This window comes from Vibrio diazotrophicus, assembly GCF_038452265.1.
Lineage (GTDB): Bacteria > Pseudomonadota > Gammaproteobacteria > Enterobacterales > Vibrionaceae > Vibrio > Vibrio diazotrophicus.
Map to the genome: position 1 here is coordinate 656353 of NZ_CP151842.1, position 19322 is coordinate 675674.

The 19322-nt window shown below is 45.9% G+C and carries 12 protein-coding genes, 4 tRNA genes and 3 rRNA genes; 11 read left to right on the forward strand and 8 right to left on the reverse strand.

The genetic code is table 11. The features are described from left to right. Positions 1-15: 15 nt before the first annotated feature. From AAGA51_RS02985 to AAGA51_RS03005, 5 genes are all read right to left on the reverse strand, one after another. A complete protein-coding gene (locus AAGA51_RS02985) occupies positions 16-999 on the reverse strand; it encodes an isopenicillin N synthase family dioxygenase (protein WP_042484210.1) in 984 nt (327 codons plus the stop codon). A gap of 200 nt (positions 1000-1199) precedes the next feature. Continuing rightward, the gene (locus tag AAGA51_RS02990) at positions 1200-1676 is read right to left on the reverse strand and encodes a nucleoside deaminase (RefSeq protein ID WP_042484207.1); all 477 of its coding nucleotides are present in this window, start codon (positions 1674-1676) and stop codon (positions 1200-1202) included. Between the two features lie 14 nt (positions 1677-1690). Then, positions 1691-2473 (reverse strand): ABC transporter permease, encoded by a 783-nt coding sequence (locus AAGA51_RS02995; RefSeq protein WP_042484204.1) that lies wholly within the window; start codon positions 2471-2473, stop codon positions 1691-1693. Positions 2474-2512: 39 nt separating this feature from the next. Continuing rightward, a complete protein-coding gene (locus AAGA51_RS03000; protein WP_042484203.1) occupies positions 2513-3355 on the reverse strand; it encodes an ABC transporter ATP-binding protein in 843 nt (280 codons plus the stop codon). After that, the gene (locus tag AAGA51_RS03005; protein ID WP_042484199.1) at positions 3355-4356 is read right to left on the reverse strand and encodes an ABC transporter substrate-binding protein; all 1002 of its coding nucleotides are present in this window, start codon (positions 4354-4356) and stop codon (positions 3355-3357) included. Before AAGA51_RS03005 ends, AAGA51_RS03000 begins: the two co-directional genes overlap by 1 nt. Positions 4357-4893: 537 nt before the next feature. Between AAGA51_RS03005 and AAGA51_RS03010 the strand changes: the two genes are divergently transcribed. From AAGA51_RS03010 to AAGA51_RS03045, 8 genes are all read left to right on the forward strand, one after another. After that, positions 4894-6258 (forward strand): amidohydrolase family protein, encoded by a 1365-nt coding sequence (locus AAGA51_RS03010; protein ID WP_042484195.1) that lies wholly within the window; start codon positions 4894-4896, stop codon positions 6256-6258. 529 nt (positions 6259-6787) lie between these two features. Further along, positions 6788-8330, forward strand: a 16S ribosomal RNA gene (locus tag AAGA51_RS03015). Between the two features lie 68 nt (positions 8331-8398). Continuing rightward, positions 8399-8475: transfer RNA gene (locus AAGA51_RS03020), tRNA-Ile, on the forward strand. Between the two features lie 39 nt (positions 8476-8514). Beyond that, positions 8515-8590, forward strand: a tRNA-Ala gene (locus AAGA51_RS03025). A gap of 299 nt (positions 8591-8889) precedes the next feature. Further along, positions 8890-11780 (forward strand): 23S ribosomal RNA (locus tag AAGA51_RS03030). An 89-nt stretch (positions 11781-11869) separates the two neighbouring features. After that, positions 11870-11985 (forward strand): 5S ribosomal RNA (gene rrf / locus AAGA51_RS03035). The 16S, 23S and 5S rRNA genes sit together here with 4 tRNA genes alongside, the layout of an rRNA operon. A 30-nt stretch (positions 11986-12015) precedes the next feature. Beyond that, positions 12016-12092: transfer RNA gene (locus AAGA51_RS03040), tRNA-Asp, on the forward strand. 50 nt (positions 12093-12142) lie between these two features. Further along, positions 12143-12219 (forward strand) — tRNA-Trp (locus AAGA51_RS03045). Positions 12220-12388: 169 nt separating this feature from the next. On the opposite strand, the gene AAGA51_RS03050 is transcribed toward AAGA51_RS03045, so the two are convergent. Continuing rightward, positions 12389-15091, reverse strand: a complete 2703-nt coding sequence (locus AAGA51_RS03050; protein WP_052404632.1) for a glycoside hydrolase family 2 protein — start codon at positions 15089-15091, stop codon at positions 12389-12391. A 355-nt stretch (positions 15092-15446) separates the two neighbouring features. On the opposite strand from AAGA51_RS03050, the gene AAGA51_RS03055 reads away from it, so the two are divergent. The 3 genes from AAGA51_RS03055 (at position 15447) to nfsA (ending at position 17556) form a co-directional block, all read left to right on the forward strand. Further along, positions 15447-16367, forward strand: a complete 921-nt coding sequence (locus AAGA51_RS03055; protein WP_042489591.1) for a dienelactone hydrolase family protein — start codon at positions 15447-15449, stop codon at positions 16365-16367. Between the two features lie 122 nt (positions 16368-16489). Then, positions 16490-16822: a DUF1904 domain-containing protein gene (locus AAGA51_RS03060; RefSeq protein WP_042489593.1), complete on the forward strand. Its 333-nt coding sequence runs from the start codon at positions 16490-16492 to the stop codon at positions 16820-16822. Between the two features lie 11 nt (positions 16823-16833). Next, positions 16834-17556: an oxygen-insensitive NADPH nitroreductase gene (gene nfsA, locus AAGA51_RS03065; RefSeq protein WP_042489595.1), complete on the forward strand. Its 723-nt coding sequence runs from the start codon at positions 16834-16836 to the stop codon at positions 17554-17556. A 69-nt stretch (positions 17557-17625) separates the two neighbouring features. Here the strand turns inward: nfsA and AAGA51_RS03070 are convergent, their stop codons facing one another. Beyond that, positions 17626-17880 (reverse strand): YfhL family 4Fe-4S dicluster ferredoxin, encoded by a 255-nt coding sequence (locus tag AAGA51_RS03070; protein WP_042489597.1) that lies wholly within the window; start codon positions 17878-17880, stop codon positions 17626-17628. Positions 17881-17882: 2 nt separating this feature from the next. Further along, positions 17883-19283 carry a tRNA 5-hydroxyuridine modification protein YegQ gene (gene yegQ, locus AAGA51_RS03075; RefSeq protein ID WP_042489599.1) on the reverse strand — a complete coding sequence of 467 codons (1401 nt, stop codon included), beginning with the start codon at positions 19281-19283 and terminating at the stop codon, positions 17883-17885. Between the last annotated feature and the right edge of the window lie 39 nt (positions 19284-19322).

Consider the following 19322-nt stretch of genomic DNA (forward strand, 5'->3'; position numbering starts at 1 on the left):
GTAAAACTATGAGTTTTACGAGAAGTTAGCGTTAATGCGCATTTTCAAATAGTCCTGCGCTGTGATTGGCTCGTAAACTTTCTTTGGTCCTTGAATGATTTGGTCACGGTTTGCTTGGCAGAAGAACGCCATGCTGTAGCGGGAATCTTGATTCTCTTCCGCAGTTGGCATACGGACGCGGTGCAGAGTCGATTTCAGCAAATCATCACTCCAACGCATTAACATGTCACCGATGTTGCACGTAATCACACCGGCTTTAGGTACGATGGTACTCCACACTAGATTCTCTTTTGCGTCTTTACCTGCTGCGGCTTGAAGTCCGCCTTGGTTTTCTTGCTGAAATACCATGGTCAAACAGTCAAAGTCAGTATGAGCACCCGCGCGCCAAAAAGTACCCGCTTGCGGAACTTCTTTCATCGGCAAGTAGTGAAGCATACGCAGTGTACTGAGGTAATTTTCAGACTCTCTTTGATGTGCTTTAGTGAAAAAGTCGCGCTCAAAGCCCAATTTATCCGCAAAGCACGAAAGAATTTTCATCCCCAGTTGCCAAGCTTGGTATTCAAATGAAAGCAGGTGCGATTCAAAATCTTCAACAAGTTCATTGCTAGGCCATAGGTCACTCATGTGAGGCAATGTGATTTGGTAGGACTCTTTTTGATCCGCCGTGCCCGTTGACGGGCGAACTTGTTGTTTGAATTCCCAACCAGCATTTAACCCTTCTTTTAAAGGAAACTGCTGTTTTGCTTCCATAGGAAGGGCAAAGAACTGTTCGCTTAACTTAAAGGATTTTTCGATATCCGCTAAAGCAATACCGTGTTCAACCAGTTGGAAAAAACCAACTTCAGTTGCAGCTTTCCAAAGCTGTTCGGTGATCTCTTCACGACGCTGATCAAAATCATGCAGGTTGATAAGAGGGATCACGGTGTCTGTGGTTTCTACCCCTTTGCCACCGATGGTTGTTTCAAAGTTAAGTTCGTCTAAAAGATATGATTGAGTCATTGTGTTCTCCAATTAAGCATTCGCTTGTTATTGGAGCAATGTCCAGCAATAAGCCAAGAACCTTATTCTTGGTATTACAGACCGCTTCTACTCCGTCTTTCTGCTCTTCCTTTTAGAGCCGCAGCGTTGTTGACTGTGTGCATTCACTTGTCGCCTAGCTGTGGCCTTAAATAGATTGAGCAAATATAAAATGAAATTTTCTACCAAACTCCGTACTGGACTTGTTCTGCTTCTTCTTCAAGTAGCGGACCGATGACTTCCACTTCGCGCTGACCTGATTCAAAAACCACTCGGCATGGAAGTGCCAAGGTTGGGTTCTCAGGATGATTTCCGGTTAACTCTTTGAGTTTGGCTTCGCTCAGACCGTAGACAACACGCCCTACGCCTGCCCAATAAATAGCACCCGCACACATCGCGCAAGGCTCTGCCGATACATATAGAGTGCAGCGGCTAAGAAAATCTGGGCGGTATAGTTTGCTGGCACGGGTCATGATCACTCGCTCAGCATGACCCGTCATATCTAAATCGGGTAAGTAACCGTTGATCTCTTCCAGTAAAATTTCACCGTGTTGATCGACCAGTACTGCTGAAAATGGGTGAATGCCCCTCGTTTTTGCTTCCTCTGCCAAAGAGAAGCTGTAGCGCAACAACTTAAAATCCGTTTCTTGATTAAGCATGATCTTTCCTTGTGTTATCGCTGTTTTTCTTCTTCAGTCAGGCTCCAAGAGAAGTAACCTTTTTGAACCCAGCTAACAGCTTTGAACAGCAACATACTGACTAGAGACAGGAACACCAGTGCTGCAAAAGCTTGTGGGATTTTGAAATATGAGGTTGAGAACTGAACCAAGTAACCAAGACCTTTTTCAGCCGCGACGAATTCAGCAATAACCGAGCCGATGACCGCTAAAGTGATGGCAACTTTCACGCCGCTGAAAATATGTGGAATAGCGTAAGGCAGGCGAATCTGCCAGATGGTTTTGCTGTTTTTTACGCTCAGTGAACGTGACAGTTCAATCAGTTCAGGTGGCGTAGCCAACATACCTGTAGTGGCTGAAACCACTAATGGGAAGAAGGTAATTAAGCAAGTAATCGTCAGACGAGGCGCATCGCCCGTTCCCAAAATTACAATCAATAGTGGCGCGATGGCAACCACTGGTGTGGATTGAATCACAACCAGAATTGGAAACAACGCACGGGTAAGGAACTTAGAATTCACCATCATGATAGCGAGTGGGATGCTAATCAAAAACGAGATGACAAAGCCAAGCAACGCAATGCGCAGAGTTGCCCATAAGTTATCGAGCCAACGTTCCATTGATACCTGAGTGAAAGCGATAGCGATATCGCTAGGCGCTGGCAGGATAAACGTTGGTATTGAGAATATTTTACAGATGGCTTCCCAAATAGGAATGATCGCTAATATTGCAATTAGTGGCAGCCAGTTTTGAGACCATTGAGAAAAATAGCGTTTCATACTTAATCCTTTAACAAGAGACAAATTCGTTTAAGCCAATCAAGCCACTGTGCGACGAATCGGCTCAACGTTGTCTTTATCCTGACTATCCGTTTCTTCACTGCTTGTTACGTTGCTCTTTTCTGAACGATAGAAATACTCGCGAATTTTGTTGGTGTAAGTACCAAATTTAGCGTCTTGTAACGTATGGATATTGCGTGGTCGAGGCAGATCGATCTTGATCTCTTCCAGTACTGTACTTGGGCGAGGTCCCATGACCAGCACTTTATCAGCGAGCAATACCGCTTCAGAAATGGAGTGAGTGATAAACAGCACTGTTTTCGGTTTTTCCATCCAGATTTTTTGCAGTTCAAAGCCCATCTCTTCACGCGTTAACGCATCGAGTGCTGAGAAGGGCTCATCCATGATCAAAATGTCTGGATTCAGTAACAGCGCTCGCGCAATACCAACACGCTGCTGCATCCCACCAGAAAGTTGGTCTGGCATGCTGTTTTCAAAACCAGCTAAACCCACAGTATTCAATAACTCTTGTGCATTTTGACGGTCTTTCTGGCTGACATAATTGAACTTATGTTTAAGCGGAAACAGAATGTTATCTAGGATGTTTTTCCATGGCAGTAACGTTGGTTTCTGGAACACAATACCTATGTCTTCACGAGGCCCTGTGACTGCATGTCCGAAAACGGAAATTTCACCCTGTGTTGGAATGATCAACCCTGACAGTAGGCGCAGCAAGGTAGACTTGCCGCAACCTGAAGGTCCAACGATGGCGACGAACTCATGTTTTTCCACATTGAAGTCGACATCGTTGAGAACCGTAACCGAATGTTTGTCAGAGTTATAGGTATGACCTATACGCTTGAACGAAACAAATGGTTGCATTAGTTCACTCCCTCGTAAAACTGACGATCAATCGCTGTTTCTGGGTCAAGTTTGCTGAGATCTAGACCTTGAGCCTCTGCTGTCCATTTCCATGTTTCGCTTAGGCGAGATGGCGTGAACTGACCAACGCCATCACGTTGAGATACTTCATTCATGACGAGGCCATGAATCGACTTAATGGTGTCAGCCGCTTGTTTTGAGTCCACTTCAGGAACCATTTTCGTAACGTACGCACCGCTTTCTTCAGGATGAGCCCACGTGTATTCGACCGCTTTTGCATAAGCTTTCACAAAGCGTTTCACCACATCAGGGTTTTCAGACATAAACTTGTCGCTGGCAATAATAGAAGAGGAGTAGAACTCTAGGCCTGCGTCATACCAAGGCAATACCGTCAGCTTTTTCCCTGCTTCAGCGGCTTGCTGTTCGTTTTTAACTCGGTCTGTCATCCAAGAAATCATCACGTCAGATTGACCAGTGATCAGCATTGGGTTGAGTGCGCCCGGATCCGCTTTTAACACTTTGACACTCTCTTCTTCAATGCCGTTTTTCTTTAGCATCAGAGGAAGGAAAACGTTCGCTGAAGTAAATGGAGAAGTCGCGATGGTTTTGCCTGAGACATCTTTCACTGAATTGATACCTGAATCATCCAGTACGTAGAATGCGTAAGGTGCTTTGCTAAATAGAGAGTAGATGGCTTTAACTGGAACGTTGTCATTCGCTTTCGCTACTAACAGAGCAACAATATCTGCGGAACCGATATCAGCCGTGCCTGTTGCAATCTTTGTAATCGCATCTGTAGAGCCTTTACCTCCCAGAATGGTTACGTCTAAGTCTTGTTCGGCGAAAAATCCTTGTTGAACGCCAACATAGACAGGTGCCTTATCCCCGCCTGGAAGCCAGTCAAGCTGAAACGTGACTTTGTCTGCAGCAAAGCTACTCGCTGATGTAAGTAGCAAAGATAGCGAAAGGCTTAGTTTGTTGAATTTAGAAATAGTTTTCATAGTTACTCCGTGTCTTCCTTTTCACTCTAAAGTGCAGCAAGTGTTGACTGCATCCTTTAGCTAACTATGAGCAATGTCCCGATACCGTCATTGGTATCTAACCGCTTCTACTCACACTTCCATTGTTCACAGAGCAATCGTTGTGCCAAAAATTGAAAAACAAATGGGAGGTAATTAACTGTACGTTAACTAACCGTTAACGGATGGGCGTTGCAGAGGAAATATCGTCAGATAGGGTTGTATACAATACAAGTAAGATATCGGATAAATATTGTATGCAATTGCACCTTTGCAATGCATTTTAGTGTGGTAAGGCTCAATCTTGGTGCATGTTTTCTGAGCTGGAAATGTAACGACTAAGGTGAGAGTGGTGGTCTGTAATTTGCATTGTATACATTAAGATTGAACGTTCAGAACAGATAATGTTTTGTATATGTTAAATGAGTAGAAGCGGTTAGGAGTAAGCGAACTCTGGGACATTGCTCAAAAGCGAATAAGCCTAAGTAACAGAGTAGGCTTATATAAAAGGAAGTTTTGATGAACTACTTAATTAAAAATGCCAGCAGTGTCTTTTCTCCTAAACAAGACTGTAAAGATATACGAATTCATAACGGTATTATCGCCGAGCTAGGGCAGAACTTGCTGCCAGAGCAGGGTGAAGAAATTATTGATGCCAGTGATTGTGTTATCTATCCGGGTTTTGTGAATACTCATCATCATATTGCTCAGTCAATCTTGAAAGGAATACCCGCAGGTATTAATGATGGGCTGGGCGACTGGCTTGCCAATGTTCCTTACCGCTACTGGCCTCAAATCACACCAGAGATCATGTATTCAACCGCGAAGCTTGGTTTCTATGAGTTACTACGGTCTGGCGCAACAACTTGTGCGGATCACCATTATCTCTACCACGCCAATTCATCGATGGAATTAGAAGAGGCGGTTTGGCAAGCCGCAGATGAAATGGGAATTCGGCTGGTTTTATGTCGAGGCGGAGCGACAGTTAAAGGAACACATAAAGGATTAGCGAAAGCAGGCGTCGAGCCTGAATCCGTTGAGTTGATGATAAACCGCTTGGAATCTACTCGCAGTCGTTATCACCAAGAAGGTGAATTTGCCATGCGTAAGCTGGTGGTCGCCCCAACAACGATTGCTCACTCTTCGACTCCAAGTGATCTTCTTCTATTGTCTGAATATGCAAGAAGCCAAAAGTTACGTATGCATTCACATATGTTAGAAGTGGATTTCGATAATGAGCAGTCATTGGCGAAATACGGTATGGGCATCGTTGAGTTCGCACAAAGCTGTGATTGGCTAGGCGAAGATGTTTGGTTTGCGCATTTGGTTAAAGCGACAGAGCAAGATATCAAGCTACTTGCAGAAACAAAGACAGGCATTGCTCATTGCCCTACATCTAATTGTCGATTAGGTAGTGGGATTGCCCCTGTTATAGCAATGGAAAAAGCTGGAATGCCTATTTCGATTGGTGTTGATGGCTCTGCATCGGCTGAATCCGGTTCTATGCTGCAAGAGCTAAACCTTACTTGGTTGATTCATCGAGCGCAAAATGGCCCTAAAGCCACAACCTTAGAACAAGTGCTTACTTGGGCAAGTAAAGGCGGAGCAGATATTCTGGGCTTAGAAGGTGTGGGAACCATAGATGTTGGGTATGCCGCTGATATTGTCTTATACGATATTAACCAGCCGCGTTTGTCTGGCTGTCATGATTTATCAATGTCTCCGATAATGGCCGGAGAGCCTTCTTATATTAAAGGGAGTTTTGTCAACGGTAAGATTGCATACCGCCATAGCGACGAAGCGAAATACCTCACTTTAGTTGAAGAAGTACGTCACTCTATCGCCAACTTGAATCAACGAGTGCAAAAGTTAGAGTTTCTATAAGCTGTTTTATGGCAAATTCGCTTAGATAAAACACGATTTGTTTCTTTCTTAATCAATCAGTCTGAAAACTTGGTTTTTAGGCTGATTTCTCCTTGCCAACTCATTTTTCCTCCCTATAATGCGCCTCCGTTGACCAGCAATTCTGAATAAAAGAATGTTGGGAAATATGACGGAAAGTTAAATTTCTTAAGTTAAAGAAAATTAACTAAAAAAGTGGTTGACTCTGAATGTTTACTCGCTAAAATGACCGTCCGTTTTGAGAGGAATGTCTCGCAAAACCAAGCTCTTTAACAATTTAAACCTATCAATCTGTGTGGGCACTCGTTGATGAAAATCAAAGTTAAGTCTTTGTTCTTGTAACAAAGCAACTTAGGTTTCAATGAACTGAGTGACCAATACAAATAACTTCGGTTACTTGGCACAGTCAATTCATTACCATTCTGTTGGAATGGTAATAGCTTTAAAATTACGTCTTACTTTCGAGTAAGAGCAGTTTTGAAGTCAGTATTCGTTGAGCCGACAAAATCTTAAATTGAAGAGTTTGATCATGGCTCAGATTGAACGCTGGCGGCAGGCCTAACACATGCAAGTCGAGCGGCAGCACAGAGAAACTTGTTTCTCGGGTGGCGAGCGGCGGACGGGTGAGTAATGCCTGGGAAATTGCCCTGATGTGGGGGATAACCATTGGAAACGATGGCTAATACCGCATAATAGCTTCGGCTCAAAGAGGGGGACCTTCGGGCCTCTCGCGTCAGGATATGCCCAGGTGGGATTAGCTAGTTGGTGAGGTAATGGCTCACCAAGGCGACGATCCCTAGCTGGTCTGAGAGGATGATCAGCCACACTGGAACTGAGACACGGTCCAGACTCCTACGGGAGGCAGCAGTGGGGAATATTGCACAATGGGCGCAAGCCTGATGCAGCCATGCCGCGTGTGTGAAGAAGGCCTTCGGGTTGTAAAGCACTTTCAGTCGTGAGGAAGGTGGTGTTGTTAATAGCAGCATCATTTGACGTTAGCGACAGAAGAAGCACCGGCTAACTCCGTGCCAGCAGCCGCGGTAATACGGAGGGTGCGAGCGTTAATCGGAATTACTGGGCGTAAAGCGCATGCAGGTGGTTTGTTAAGTCAGATGTGAAAGCCCGGGGCTCAACCTCGGAATAGCATTTGAAACTGGCAAGCTAGAGTACTGTAGAGGGGGGTAGAATTTCAGGTGTAGCGGTGAAATGCGTAGAGATCTGAAGGAATACCGGTGGCGAAGGCGGCCCCCTGGACAGATACTGACACTCAGATGCGAAAGCGTGGGGAGCAAACAGGATTAGATACCCTGGTAGTCCACGCCGTAAACGATGTCTACTTGGAGGTTGTGGCCTTGAGCCGTGGCTTTCGGAGCTAACGCGTTAAGTAGACCGCCTGGGGAGTACGGTCGCAAGATTAAAACTCAAATGAATTGACGGGGGCCCGCACAAGCGGTGGAGCATGTGGTTTAATTCGATGCAACGCGAAGAACCTTACCTACTCTTGACATCTACAGAATCCTGCGGAGACGCGGGAGTGCCTTCGGGAACTGTAAGACAGGTGCTGCATGGCTGTCGTCAGCTCGTGTTGTGAAATGTTGGGTTAAGTCCCGCAACGAGCGCAACCCTTATCCTTGTTTGCCAGCGAGTCATGTCGGGAACTCCAGGGAGACTGCCGGTGATAAACCGGAGGAAGGTGGGGACGACGTCAAGTCATCATGGCCCTTACGAGTAGGGCTACACACGTGCTACAATGGCGCATACAGAGGGCAGCGAACTAGCGATAGTAAGCGAATCCCAAAAAGTGCGTCGTAGTCCGGATTGGAGTCTGCAACTCGACTCCATGAAGTCGGAATCGCTAGTAATCGTGAATCAGAATGTCACGGTGAATACGTTCCCGGGCCTTGTACACACCGCCCGTCACACCATGGGAGTGGGCTGCAAAAGAAGCAGGTAGTTTAACCTTCGGGAGGACGCTTGCCACTTTGTGGTTCATGACTGGGGTGAAGTCGTAACAAGGTAGCGCTAGGGGAACCTGGCGCTGGATCACCTCCTTACGTATAGATTCTCTTGATGAGTGTCCACACAGATTGATTAGGTTTAAGTAAGTTTAAGAGACGATATTGGGTCTGTAGCTCAGGTGGTTAGAGCGTTCGCCTGATAAGCGAGAGGTCGGTGGTTCAAGTCCACTCAGACCCACCAATCTTTCCTTGTGAAGATTGAACAGTATCGACACCTGATGGGGTTATAGCTCAGCTGGGAGAGCGCCTGCCTTGCACGCAGGAGGTCTGCGGTTCGATCCCGCATAGCTCCACCATCTTTAAGCGCATTCGATGAGTGCTTTTAAAAATGGTTTTCGTTAGAAAATCTTGCTCTTTAACAATTTGGAAAGCTGACAGTTAATAATTTGATTAATTATTAACTATTAAAAGTTCTCAAATACTAATCTTTTGATTAGGTACCAATACACATTCAAGTGTTCTTGGGAATCTTACTTTATAAGTAAGTATTCATATTTGAGTCCGGCAAAATCGAAATGTCTCTCGCTCATTCAAATAATGAGAGACAACTAAACCTTGGTTGTTTGCCATACATAAAGACCTCTTGGGGTTGTATGGTTAAGTGACTAAGCGTACACGGTGGATGCCTTGGCAGTCAGAGGCGATGAAGGACGTATTAACTTGCGATAAGCGTAGATAAGGCAGTAAAAGCCACTTGAGTCTACGATTTCCGAATGGGGAAACCCACTCACATAAGTGAGTATCATTAACTGAATACATAGGTTAATGAGGCGAACCGGGAGAACTGAAACATCTAAGTACCCCGAGGAAAAGAAATCAATTGAGATTCCGAAAGTAGCGGCGAGCGAAATTGGATTAGCCCTTAAGCTTTTAATGACACAGGTGAAGATTCTGGAAAGTATCGCGATACCGGGTGATAGCCCCGTAACCGACATGTCATTTTGAGTGAAAACGAGTAAGGCGGGACACGTGATATCCTGTTTGAATATGGGGGGACCATCCTCCAAGGCTAAATACTCCTGACTGACCGATAGTGAACCAGTACCGTGAGGGAAAGGCGAAAAGAACCCCTGTGAGGGGAGTGAAATAGAACCTGAAACCGTGTACGTACAAGCAGTAGGAGCCTCTTCGTGGGGTGACTGCGTACCTTTTGTATAATGGGTCAGCGACTTATATTCAGTGGCAAGGTTAACCGTATAGGGGAGCCGTAGGGAAACCGAGTCTTAACTGGGCGCTTTAGTCTCTGGATATAGACCCGAAACCGAGTGATCTAGCCATGGGCAGGTTGAAGATTGAGTAACATCAATTGGAGGACCGAACCGACTAATGTTGAAAAATTAGCGGATGACTTGTGGCTAGGGGTGAAAGGCCAATCAAACTCGGAGATAGCTGGTTCTCCCCGAAAGCTATTTAGGTAGCGCCTCGGACGAATACTACTGGGGGTAGAGCACTGTTAAGGCTAGGGGGTCATCCCGACTTACCAACCCTTTGCAAACTCCGAATACCAGTAAGTACTATCCGGGAGACACACGGCGGGTGCTAACGTCCGTCGTGGAGAGGGAAACAACCCAGACCGCCAGCTAAGGTCCCAAATGATTACTAAGTGGGAAACGATGTGGGAAGGCTCAGACAGCTAGGATGTTGGCTTAGAAGCAGCCATCATTTAAAGAAAGCGTAATAGCTCACTAGTCGAGTCGGCCTGCGCGGAAGATGTAACGGGGCTAAGTAATCAACCGAAGCTGCGGCAATGCAATTTATTGTATTGGGTAGGGGAGCGTTCTGTAAGCCGTTGAAGGTGTGTTGTAAAGCATGCTGGAGGTATCAGAAGTGCGAATGCTGACATGAGTAACGATAAAGGGGGTGAAAAACCTCCTCGCCGGAAGACCAAGGGTTCCTGTCCAACGTTAATCGGGGCAGGGTGAGTCGACCCCTAAGGCGAGGCCGAAAGGCGTAGTCGATGGGAAACGGGTTAATATTCCCGTACTTCTTACAATTGCGATGGGGGGACGGAGAAGGCTAGGTGGGCCTGGCGACGGTTGTCCAGGTTCAAGTGCGTAGGCTTGAGAGTTAGGTAAATCCGGCTCTCTTTAAGGCTGAGACACGATGTCGAGCTACTACGGTAGTGAAGTCATTGATGCCATGCTTCCAGGAAAAGCCTCTAAGCTTCAGATTGTAAGGAATCGTACCCCAAACCGACACAGGTGGTCGGGTAGAGAATACCAAGGCGCTTGAGAGAACTCGGGTGAAGGAACTAGGCAAAATGGTACCGTAACTTCGGGAGAAGGTACGCTCTTGACGGTGAAGTCCCTCGCGGATGGAGCTGATGAGAGTCGCAGATACCAGGTGGCTGCAACTGTTTATTAAAAACACAGCACTGTGCAAAATCGTAAGATGACGTATACGGTGTGACGCCTGCCCGGTGCCGGAAGGTTAATTGATGGGGTTAGACTTCGGTCGAAGCTCTTGATCGAAGCCCCGGTAAACGGCGGCCGTAACTATAACGGTCCTAAGGTAGCGAAATTCCTTGTCGGGTAAGTTCCGACCTGCACGAATGGCGTAATGATGGCCACGCTGTCTCCACCCGAGACTCAGTGAAATTGAAATCGCTGTGAAGATGCAGTGTACCCGCGGCTAGACGGAAAGACCCCGTGAACCTTTACTACAGCTTGGCACTGAACATTGAACCTACATGTGTAGGATAGGTGGGAGGCTTTGAAGCGCAGACGCTAGTTTGTGTGGAGCCGTCCTTGAAATACCACCCTTGTATGTTTGATGTTCTAACTCAGACCCGTTATCCGGGTCGAGGACAGTGCCTGGTGGGTAGTTTGACTGGGGCGGTCTCCTCCCAAAGAGTAACGGAGGAGCACGAAGGTGGGCTAAACACGGTTGGACATCGTGTGGTTAGTGCAATGGCATAAGCCCGCTTGACTGCGAGAATGACAATTCGAGCAGGTGCGAAAGCAGGTCATAGTGATCCGGTGGTTCTGAATGGAAGGGCCATCGCTCAACGGATAAAAGGTACTCCGGGGATAACAGGCTGATACCGCCCAAGAGTTCATATCGACGGCGGTGTTTGGCACCTCGATGTCGGCTCATCACATCCTGGGGCTGAAGTCGGTCCCAAGGGTATGGCTGTTCGCCATTTAAAGTGGTACGCGAGCTGGGTTTAGAACGTCGTGAGACAGTTCGGTCCCTATCTGCCGTGGGCGTTGGAGAATTGAAGGGGGCTGCTCCTAGTACGAGAGGACCGGAGTGGACGAACCTCTGGTGTTCGGGTTGTTACGCCAGTAGCATTGCCCGGTAGCTAAGTTCGGAATTGATAACCGCTGAAAGCATCTAAGCGGGAAGCAAGCCCTGAGATGAGTTCTCCCTGGCGCTTTAAGCGTCCTAAAGGGTTGTTCGAGACTAGAACGTTGATAGGCAGGGTGTGTAAGTGCTGTGAGGCATTGAGCTAACCTGTACTAATTGCCCGTGAGGCTTAACCATACAACACCCAAGGGGTTTTGTGGACTCAAAGCAAGAACAGAATTGAATGTGTAGAGAACATTAACAGCTTTCCGAATTTTAAAATTTTGCTTGGCGACCATAGCGATTTGGACCCACCTGATTCCATGCCGAACTCAGAAGTGAAACGAATTAGCGCCGATGGTAGTGTGGGGTCTCCCCATGTGAGAGTAGGACATCGCCAGGCTCATATTTAGCACCAAGCGCTAACCAATGCGGAGCGGTAGTTCAGTTGGTTAGAATACCGGCCTGTCACGCCGGGGGTCGCGGGTTCGAGTCCCGTCCGCTCCGCCACTTCTTTTTTGTTATAGAAAGTGAGAGTCGTCTCATTAAAAACGAACTGCAGGGGTGTAGCTCCAATTGGCAGAGCAGCGGATTCCAAATCCGCGTGTTGGGAGTTCGAATCTCTCCACCCCTGCCATTATTAGAAGCCTCAGTCGAAAGACTGGGGCTTTTTCACATCTGTCGTCTGGATCGTTGCTGTAATACTCAATTGATAGAGCAGCGGATTCCTCGAATATCAAAAACAAAGGCCACATCGCTTATTGCTGTGTGGCCTTGTTATTTTATTAGCGCTAATCAACTAACACTTATTCAACGGTTTCTCCGCATTCTGTTTGCTGAGCTTCAACGCCTTTTAGACGCAAAGTCATGTCCTTTAATGCTGTAATTTTTTTCTGCTTAGCCAGAGCAAATTGAGAAGCTTTTTCACGCAGTTCTTTTTCGTCAACAAGCCATTCTCGCTGCTCTTTTGCCAGTAGTTGATGAGTGCTTGGTTTTGAATGCAGGACCAGTTCATCAGGAATCAACGAATGTACGCCTTCTATGCTAGGTTTGGCTTGTATACGTATTTCTCCTGCTTGTAACGAGGTGCGGATCATTGCAGGCGCTGTTCCCCATTCGACTAATCTTGGATTCGAACTCATGCTCTCTGTCGATATCAATTCGGCTTCACCCAGTACCGTAAAAGTAATACTGTTTCTTGCTAAGCGTTTGATGTTGCCGCTCTCGTCAGTCACTTCGGCGACTATTGTGACTAACTGGGAACCATCTGCGACGATAGGAGTGCTTTCATCCAATAAACGTAGGCGAATACGTGTCGGACGTCTTGCCGGATACTTAACTTCACGACAAACCACTTCGCCGTCAACCAATCCTTCTGCAACAAGACAAGCCTCCTCAAACAAGTATGCTCGGTGTTTATCTTTTACCGTCATAAAGTCATAAGCGTTTTTAAAAACGGCGGGTTTAAATGGAATGCCTATGGTGGTGTTTTTGACTGAAACGGTTCCCACTTCAACACCGCAGAAAGTTAATTTCACTTGGTCTGCATTACTGCACACGATGACGTCTGAAGGAGAAATAGGCGTCATTTCATGCAGAATCGCAATGTGATAGCCGCTTTCAGCAATAGGGTGTTCCACAAGAGGATTACGTTGGCTGCAGAATAACTCATACGCGTATTTGGGCTGACGAAATGCATCCATGATTCCGCCCCAGAACTGTTCCGGATGATAACCTCGTTGATGGTCAAAGCCATGCCATAGCGTTCCGCCTGCATGCTGTCTTGGTGTTTGATAAAGGGTGTTAATGCTGGTCGCATATTGATGACTACCATCTCCAGAACCGAGAGCATAGTGCATGGCTTGGATAATTTGAGCTTGTTCTCCCCAACTGCGATGTACGCGGCTGCTTGAATTATGAGAGTTCCAGTCATCTACATTGTCTCCCCATTCACGGGTAAAGCTGGCCTTGCCTTTGAATAGGTCAAACTCAATATCGTCCGCTGAGAGTTTGTTACTTCTCATTTGATTCGGGTGGGCATAAACCATATCGGAAAACTGTTGGGCTTCAAGGTAGCTATCTAGAGGTACGATAGCGCTATACGGTTGCTCTTCATGGACGATTTGATAGATATCTTTGAGGAAACTCTCCGGTTGGTGAGTTTCATTAAGAGCGGGTTCGAAAGCCATAACCGATGGATGATTACGATCTCGACGGATCTTCTGTCTGATATTGGATTTTGCTTGTGACACAAACTGCGGTGCATCATTCCAGAATTGCCAACCGATGGAAGGAATAAGAAGCAGCATGCCAAGTTCATCAGCCGCATCCATGAAAGCTGGAGACTGGGGATAGTGCGCTGTTCTGATGACGCGCATACCTGCATCTCTGAGCTTTTTCACATCATACCAATGTAAGTTGTTGCTCAGAGCAGTACCAACATATGCGTGATACTGGTGACGGTTAACACCAATAAGTTTATCTTCAAATGCTTGTCCGTTGATATATAGGCCATCTTCGCCACGCAATTCGATAGTTCGAATACCAATTCTGATACGGACTTCATCCACTTTTTCTCCTGCCTGATTGAAGAGTGAACATTCTAACCAGTAAAGATGCGGAGAGTCAGGGTGCCATAGCTTTGGATTTTCAACCGTAATCGACTGTTCTACATGTAGGTTCTGCTGACTTGTTAGCACAACATCTGTGTTGGTAGATTCAATTTCACTCCCTTGCGAGTCAATTAAGCAGGTGTGTAGGGTCAGAGTGGTGTCTTGAAGAGCTTTATTCGCTAAATGGGATTTGATATTTACAGTGGCGCTTTGTGGCGAAACCTTTTCGAAATGAACAAATATGCCGCCGCCAGCGACTTCATCGACTTGATTGGCATGGGTAATGTAGGTTTGCGTTGTGGTATACAGCCAAACATGTCGGTACATACCTCCGACATAGGTAAAATCGAGCTCGGACTGATTTTTACCAGCAGGGAAACTGGAATCATCGCTATTGTCGGCCATTACGCAGAGCAGGTTGCTTGAGCCAACGTTCACATATTCGGTGATATCCAAAACCATACCGAGAAAACCTTCGTAATTTTCTCTTACTTTCTGCCCATTGATCCAAATCTGAGATTTGCCCTGAATCGCTTCGAAGTTGATGAAAATACGTTTGTTAGAGAAACCTTCGGACAGGTCAAATTGTTTGCGATACCAGACTTCTCCCTGATAGTTAATACTTCCGCTGGCATCCTCTGGGAGCAACTCTACACAATGAGGAGCATTGATGATTTCCCACTGGCTGTCATCCAAAGACAGTTCACCCCCTTGAGGATGTGAGCCTTTAAAGAATCGCCAACCAGTACCAAAATTAAACAAATCTCTGGGAGATGATTCAGTGTGAAAGAAACCAGCCGTAGAGAATTGTTGATGGCTGGCACTCACCGTTGGTTTACTGGCTAATGAGCGATGTGATTGGCAAGGTTTGTATTCTGGGGAGCAGAGTTTGGTCATTGATGAAGCCCTAGAGAACGAAAGAAAAACAACGCTTAACCACTAATTAACTTTGAAGCGAGGTAAATAGTTCTTAACGGAGCGTTGAAGGAAAAAGAAACGGTATTTTATTAATTTTTAGCCAATAGACTTAAGGTGTACCGGATGTTATTTCGATGCATTTCATAAAAATAGAGGTCCTTTAATTTTGCTATAGCAGCCAGAGAAAATGGCGAGTTGGAAGAGGTTGTCTGAAACGTGATATCGCGTTTTTAATTGTTACAAATTTGATAAATTTTGTTCTCTTAAGTCGCAGGGCATGGTCTAAGATTTGTTAAGTAAAGACGAATGATTCGTAATGAACTAAGGACATTTCATGACAGAACGTATTGATACTCTAGCGAGCCAACACCAACAAACAAGGGAAATACCGCAAGAAGCTTTTGATTGGTACGACGAATATGCTCATGGTCTGATCGACCGTAGAGAGTTTATGAGACGACTCTCTGGACTCGCGGTATTGGGGGTTAGCATGACAGTTCTCACTTCTGCTTTACTACCTAATTACGCTTTGGCAGAACAGGTATCTTTTAACGATGCAAAAATCAAAGCCGCTTACGTGGAATTTGATTCTCCAAAAGGGCATGGCAAAGGACGAGGTTATCTGGTTATGCCTCGTGAGTTGACAGGAACTGCGCCAGTAGTTTTGGTTGTGCATGAAAACCGAGGTTTGAACCCTTACATTGAAGATGTCGCAAGACGTCTGGCGATGAATGGTTATATCGCTTTTGCGCCTGACGCGTTATTCCCTCTAGGTGGTTATCCGGGCAATGACGATGATGGTCGAGCGATGCAAAGCAGTATGGATAAAGCCAAGATTGAAGAAGACTTTATTGCTGCCGCAATGTTTATTAAATCCCATGCCAATAGCTCTGGCAAATTGGGTGCTGTGGGATTCTGTTTTGGAGGCTATGTGGTAAACATGCTTGCTGCCACGATGCCAGACTCTCTGGATGCCGGAGTTCCTTTTTACGGTACACCTGCAGTTGAAAGCATTCGTTCCAATGTCAAAGGGCCGTTGTTATTGCAGTTTGCAGAACTTGACCAGCGAGTGAATGCTACATGGCCTGATTATGAAAAAGTGCTGATGGCAAACAAAGTTCCATATACTGCGCACGTATATAAAGGCGTTAATCACGGCTTCCATAACGACTCTACGGGGCGTTATAACGAAGAAGCAGCGGAATTGGCTTGGGAACGCACCTTGACCTTTTTCGGTGAACATTTAAAAGCATAGTAAATGGAACCAAGTGGCTCTTGTATTGAATGTTAAGACCTGAACTTTGATGCAAGAGCCATTACTTGTTGTCGCTCCCAATTTTTGAAGCTGTTATGATGTTCAAAAAGAAGGAGTAAGTTATGCCACATTTTCGTTTCCGCGCTGTAGAACCTCAAACGGTGCAAAACTTGTCAAAACCTCTCACGGATTCACTTCAGTCTTTGATGAATTCTCCTCGTGAAGATTTCACTTTCGAATATATCTACACCACTTTCTATGCAGAAGGAGAGGTGACGGCGGCATACCCATTCGTGGAAGTATTGTGGTTTGATCGTGGGCAGGAAGTGCAAGATAAAGTGGCAGCCATTGTGACCGAACAAGTGAAAGGCATTGTTGGTCAGGATTCAAATGTTGCAGTCATCTTCACCGCTCTAAGTCCTGCTGGCTACTACGATAATGCTCAGCATTATTAAGGGGTAAGTTGATGAATTCCGTTATTGATACGATTTTAAATCATCGCTCGATACGTGCTTTTAAAGATACTCCGATTACTCAGCAACAGTTAGACAGCATTATTAAGTCAGGAATTGCGGCTTCCAGCTCAAGCTTGCTTCAAGTGGTTTCTATTATTCGCGTAACCGATAAAGAGAAGCGCCAGAAGCTGGCAGAGCTATCTGGCAACCAACATTACGTTGCTCAGGCCGCTGAATTTTTGGTGTTCTGTATCGACTATCAACGTCACTATGAAATGAACCCAAATGTAAAGCCTGAGTTTATGGAGTTAACGCTGATAGGGGCGGTAGACTCGGGGATTATGGCGCAGAACTGCTTGTTGGCTGCGGAATCAATGGGGCTAGGTGGTGTTTATATTGGTGGGCTACGTAACTCTCCGCAGCAAGTGGATGAGTTATTGGGCTTACCGAAATACAGCGCAGTGCTGTTTGGTATGTGTCTGGGCCACCCAGACCAAGCTCCTCAGTTGAAACCGCGTTTAGGGGCTGATGTGATTGTTCACGAGAATACTTACCAGCCTTTGAAAAAAGGTGCGGTTGCTGAATACGATCAGACGATGATTGAGTACTATCAAAGTCGTTCGAGCAATGTGAAACAACAAGGTTGGTCGGATCAAATCACTGCTAAGCTGAGTCAGGAATCGAGACCGTATATGCTTGGTTATCTGAATGACAAAGGTCTAGCTCAGAAATAATAGAGATTAGAACGCAACAAAAAAGCCCAGTCACTGACTGGGCTTCGTTTTAAAGTGTTTAGAGAGCGATTACGCTAATCCCTGAATAATCACAAACTTCTCAAGCAACTCTTCTTCCGTTTCTACATGCTCCGGATCCGTCACGATACAGTTGGTTATCGGGCATACAGACTGACATGTCGGAATCTCGTAGTGTCCTTTACACTCTGTACAGAGGTTCGGATTGATCTCATAGATATTGTCACCCATAGAGATAGCTCCGTTAGGACACTCAGGCTCACACATGTCACAGTTAGTGCATTTCTTTGTGATCAATAACGCCATGGTTACTTGCCTACTGGGTTACGAGTATCTTGTCCAGCATTCAGGTTACGCATCAGTAGCGCGTAGTTAAGATCCATGTCTTGAGGCACTGGGATATAAACAAAGTGACCGTTGCCTTTTGCGTCATCAACCGCTTCAGCTTTACGGTTTTCCATTGCTTCAAGAGTGAATACAACGTTTCCTTTTGGCGTCATCAGTTCTAGGCTGTCGCCAAGCATGAATTTGTTCTTAACTTCTACTTCAGCCATATCGCCACGGCGCTTACCTGTAAACTCACCAACGAACTGTTGAGCATCAGACACTGAGTAGCCGTAGTCGTAGTTTTGGTATGCATCGTGAGTGTGACGACGTAGGAAGCCTTCTGTGTAGCCACGGTGAGCTAGGCTTTCCAGAGTATTCATCAAGCTATCATCAAATGGTTTACCTGCAACTGCGTCATCGATCGCTTTACGGTATACCTGAGCTGTACGAGCACAGTAGTAGAAAGACTTAGTACGACCTTCGATCTTCAATGAGTGAACGCCCATCTTAGTCAAACGCTCTACGTGTTGAACTGCACGTAGATCTTTTGAGTTCATGATGTAAGTGCCGTGCTCATCTTCGTAAGCCGCCATTTTTTCTTCTGGACGGTGAGCTTCAGAAAGAAGCACAACTTCATCAGAAGGTTTGCCCAAACCGAGAGTGTTATCAGGACGTTCTTCCTGAACTTCAATTGCTTGTGCAGCATTTGGATCAAACTCTTCTACGATTTGACCGGCTTCGTCTTCTTTGCCTTTTTCTACTTTGTATTCCCAACGACAAGCGTTAGTACAAGTACCTTGGTTCGGGTCACGTTTGTTGATGTAACCTGAAAGTAGGCAGCGGCCAGAATAAGCCATGCAAAGAGCGCCGTGTACGAAAATCTCAATTTCCATTTCAGGGCACTGTTCGCGAATTTCTTCAATTTCTTCTAGAGATAGTTCACGAGAAAGAATGACACGCTCAACGCCTTGCGTTGACCAGAATTTAACTGTTGCCCAGTTAACCGCGTTTGCTTGAACAGAAAGGTGAATAGCCATTTCTGGGAACGCTTCACGAACCATCATGATAAGACCCGGATCAGACATGATTAGAGCATCTGGGCCCATATCGATTACAGGTTTAAGGTCACGGATGAAGGTTTTTAGCTTTGAGTTATGCGGTTGAATGTTGCATACCACGTAGAACTTTTTACCTAGAGCATGAGCTTCGTTAATACCGATCTGTAGGTTTTCGTGGTTGAACTCATTGTTACGTACGCGCAGGCTGTAACGAGGTTGGCCAGCATAAACTGCATCAGCACCGTATGCGAATGCGTAACGCATGTTCTTAAGGCTACCCGCTGGAGATAATAGCTCTGGTACAAAAGTATTTTCAGTTGTCATTGTTTGTTTCTCAATCTGATCACAAGTCAGGCCAATACC

What these genes read in the sequence shown, in the direction of transcription:
- AAGA51_RS03050 (WP_052404632.1), bottom strand. Translation starts at nt 15,091, where the DNA reads ATGACCAAACTCTGCTCCCCAGAATACAAACCTTGCCAATCACATCGC.
- AAGA51_RS03060 (WP_042489593.1), top strand. Translation starts at nt 16,490, where the DNA reads ATGCCACATTTTCGTTTCCGCGCTGTAGAACCTCAAACGGTGCAAAAC.
- AAGA51_RS03010 (WP_042484195.1), top strand. Translation starts at nt 4,894, where the DNA reads ATGAACTACTTAATTAAAAATGCCAGCAGTGTCTTTTCTCCTAAACAA.
- AAGA51_RS02990 (WP_042484207.1), bottom strand. Translation starts at nt 1,676, where the DNA reads ATGCTTAATCAAGAAACGGATTTTAAGTTGTTGCGCTACAGCTTCTCT.
- AAGA51_RS02985 (WP_042484210.1), bottom strand. Translation starts at nt 999, where the DNA reads ATGACTCAATCATATCTTTTAGACGAACTTAACTTTGAAACAACCATC.
- AAGA51_RS02995 (WP_042484204.1), bottom strand. Translation starts at nt 2,473, where the DNA reads ATGAAACGCTATTTTTCTCAATGGTCTCAAAACTGGCTGCCACTAATT.
- nfsA (WP_042489595.1), top strand. Translation starts at nt 16,834, where the DNA reads ATGAATTCCGTTATTGATACGATTTTAAATCATCGCTCGATACGTGCT.
- AAGA51_RS03000 (WP_042484203.1), bottom strand. Translation starts at nt 3,355, where the DNA reads ATGCAACCATTTGTTTCGTTCAAGCGTATAGGTCATACCTATAACTCT.
- AAGA51_RS03005 (WP_042484199.1), bottom strand. Translation starts at nt 4,356, where the DNA reads ATGAAAACTATTTCTAAATTCAACAAACTAAGCCTTTCGCTATCTTTG.
- AAGA51_RS03070 (WP_042489597.1), bottom strand. Translation starts at nt 17,880, where the DNA reads ATGGCGTTATTGATCACAAAGAAATGCACTAACTGTGACATGTGTGAG.
- yegQ (WP_042489599.1), bottom strand. Translation starts at nt 19,283, where the DNA reads ATGACAACTGAAAATACTTTTGTACCAGAGCTATTATCTCCAGCGGGT.
- AAGA51_RS03055 (WP_042489591.1), top strand. Translation starts at nt 15,447, where the DNA reads ATGACAGAACGTATTGATACTCTAGCGAGCCAACACCAACAAACAAGG.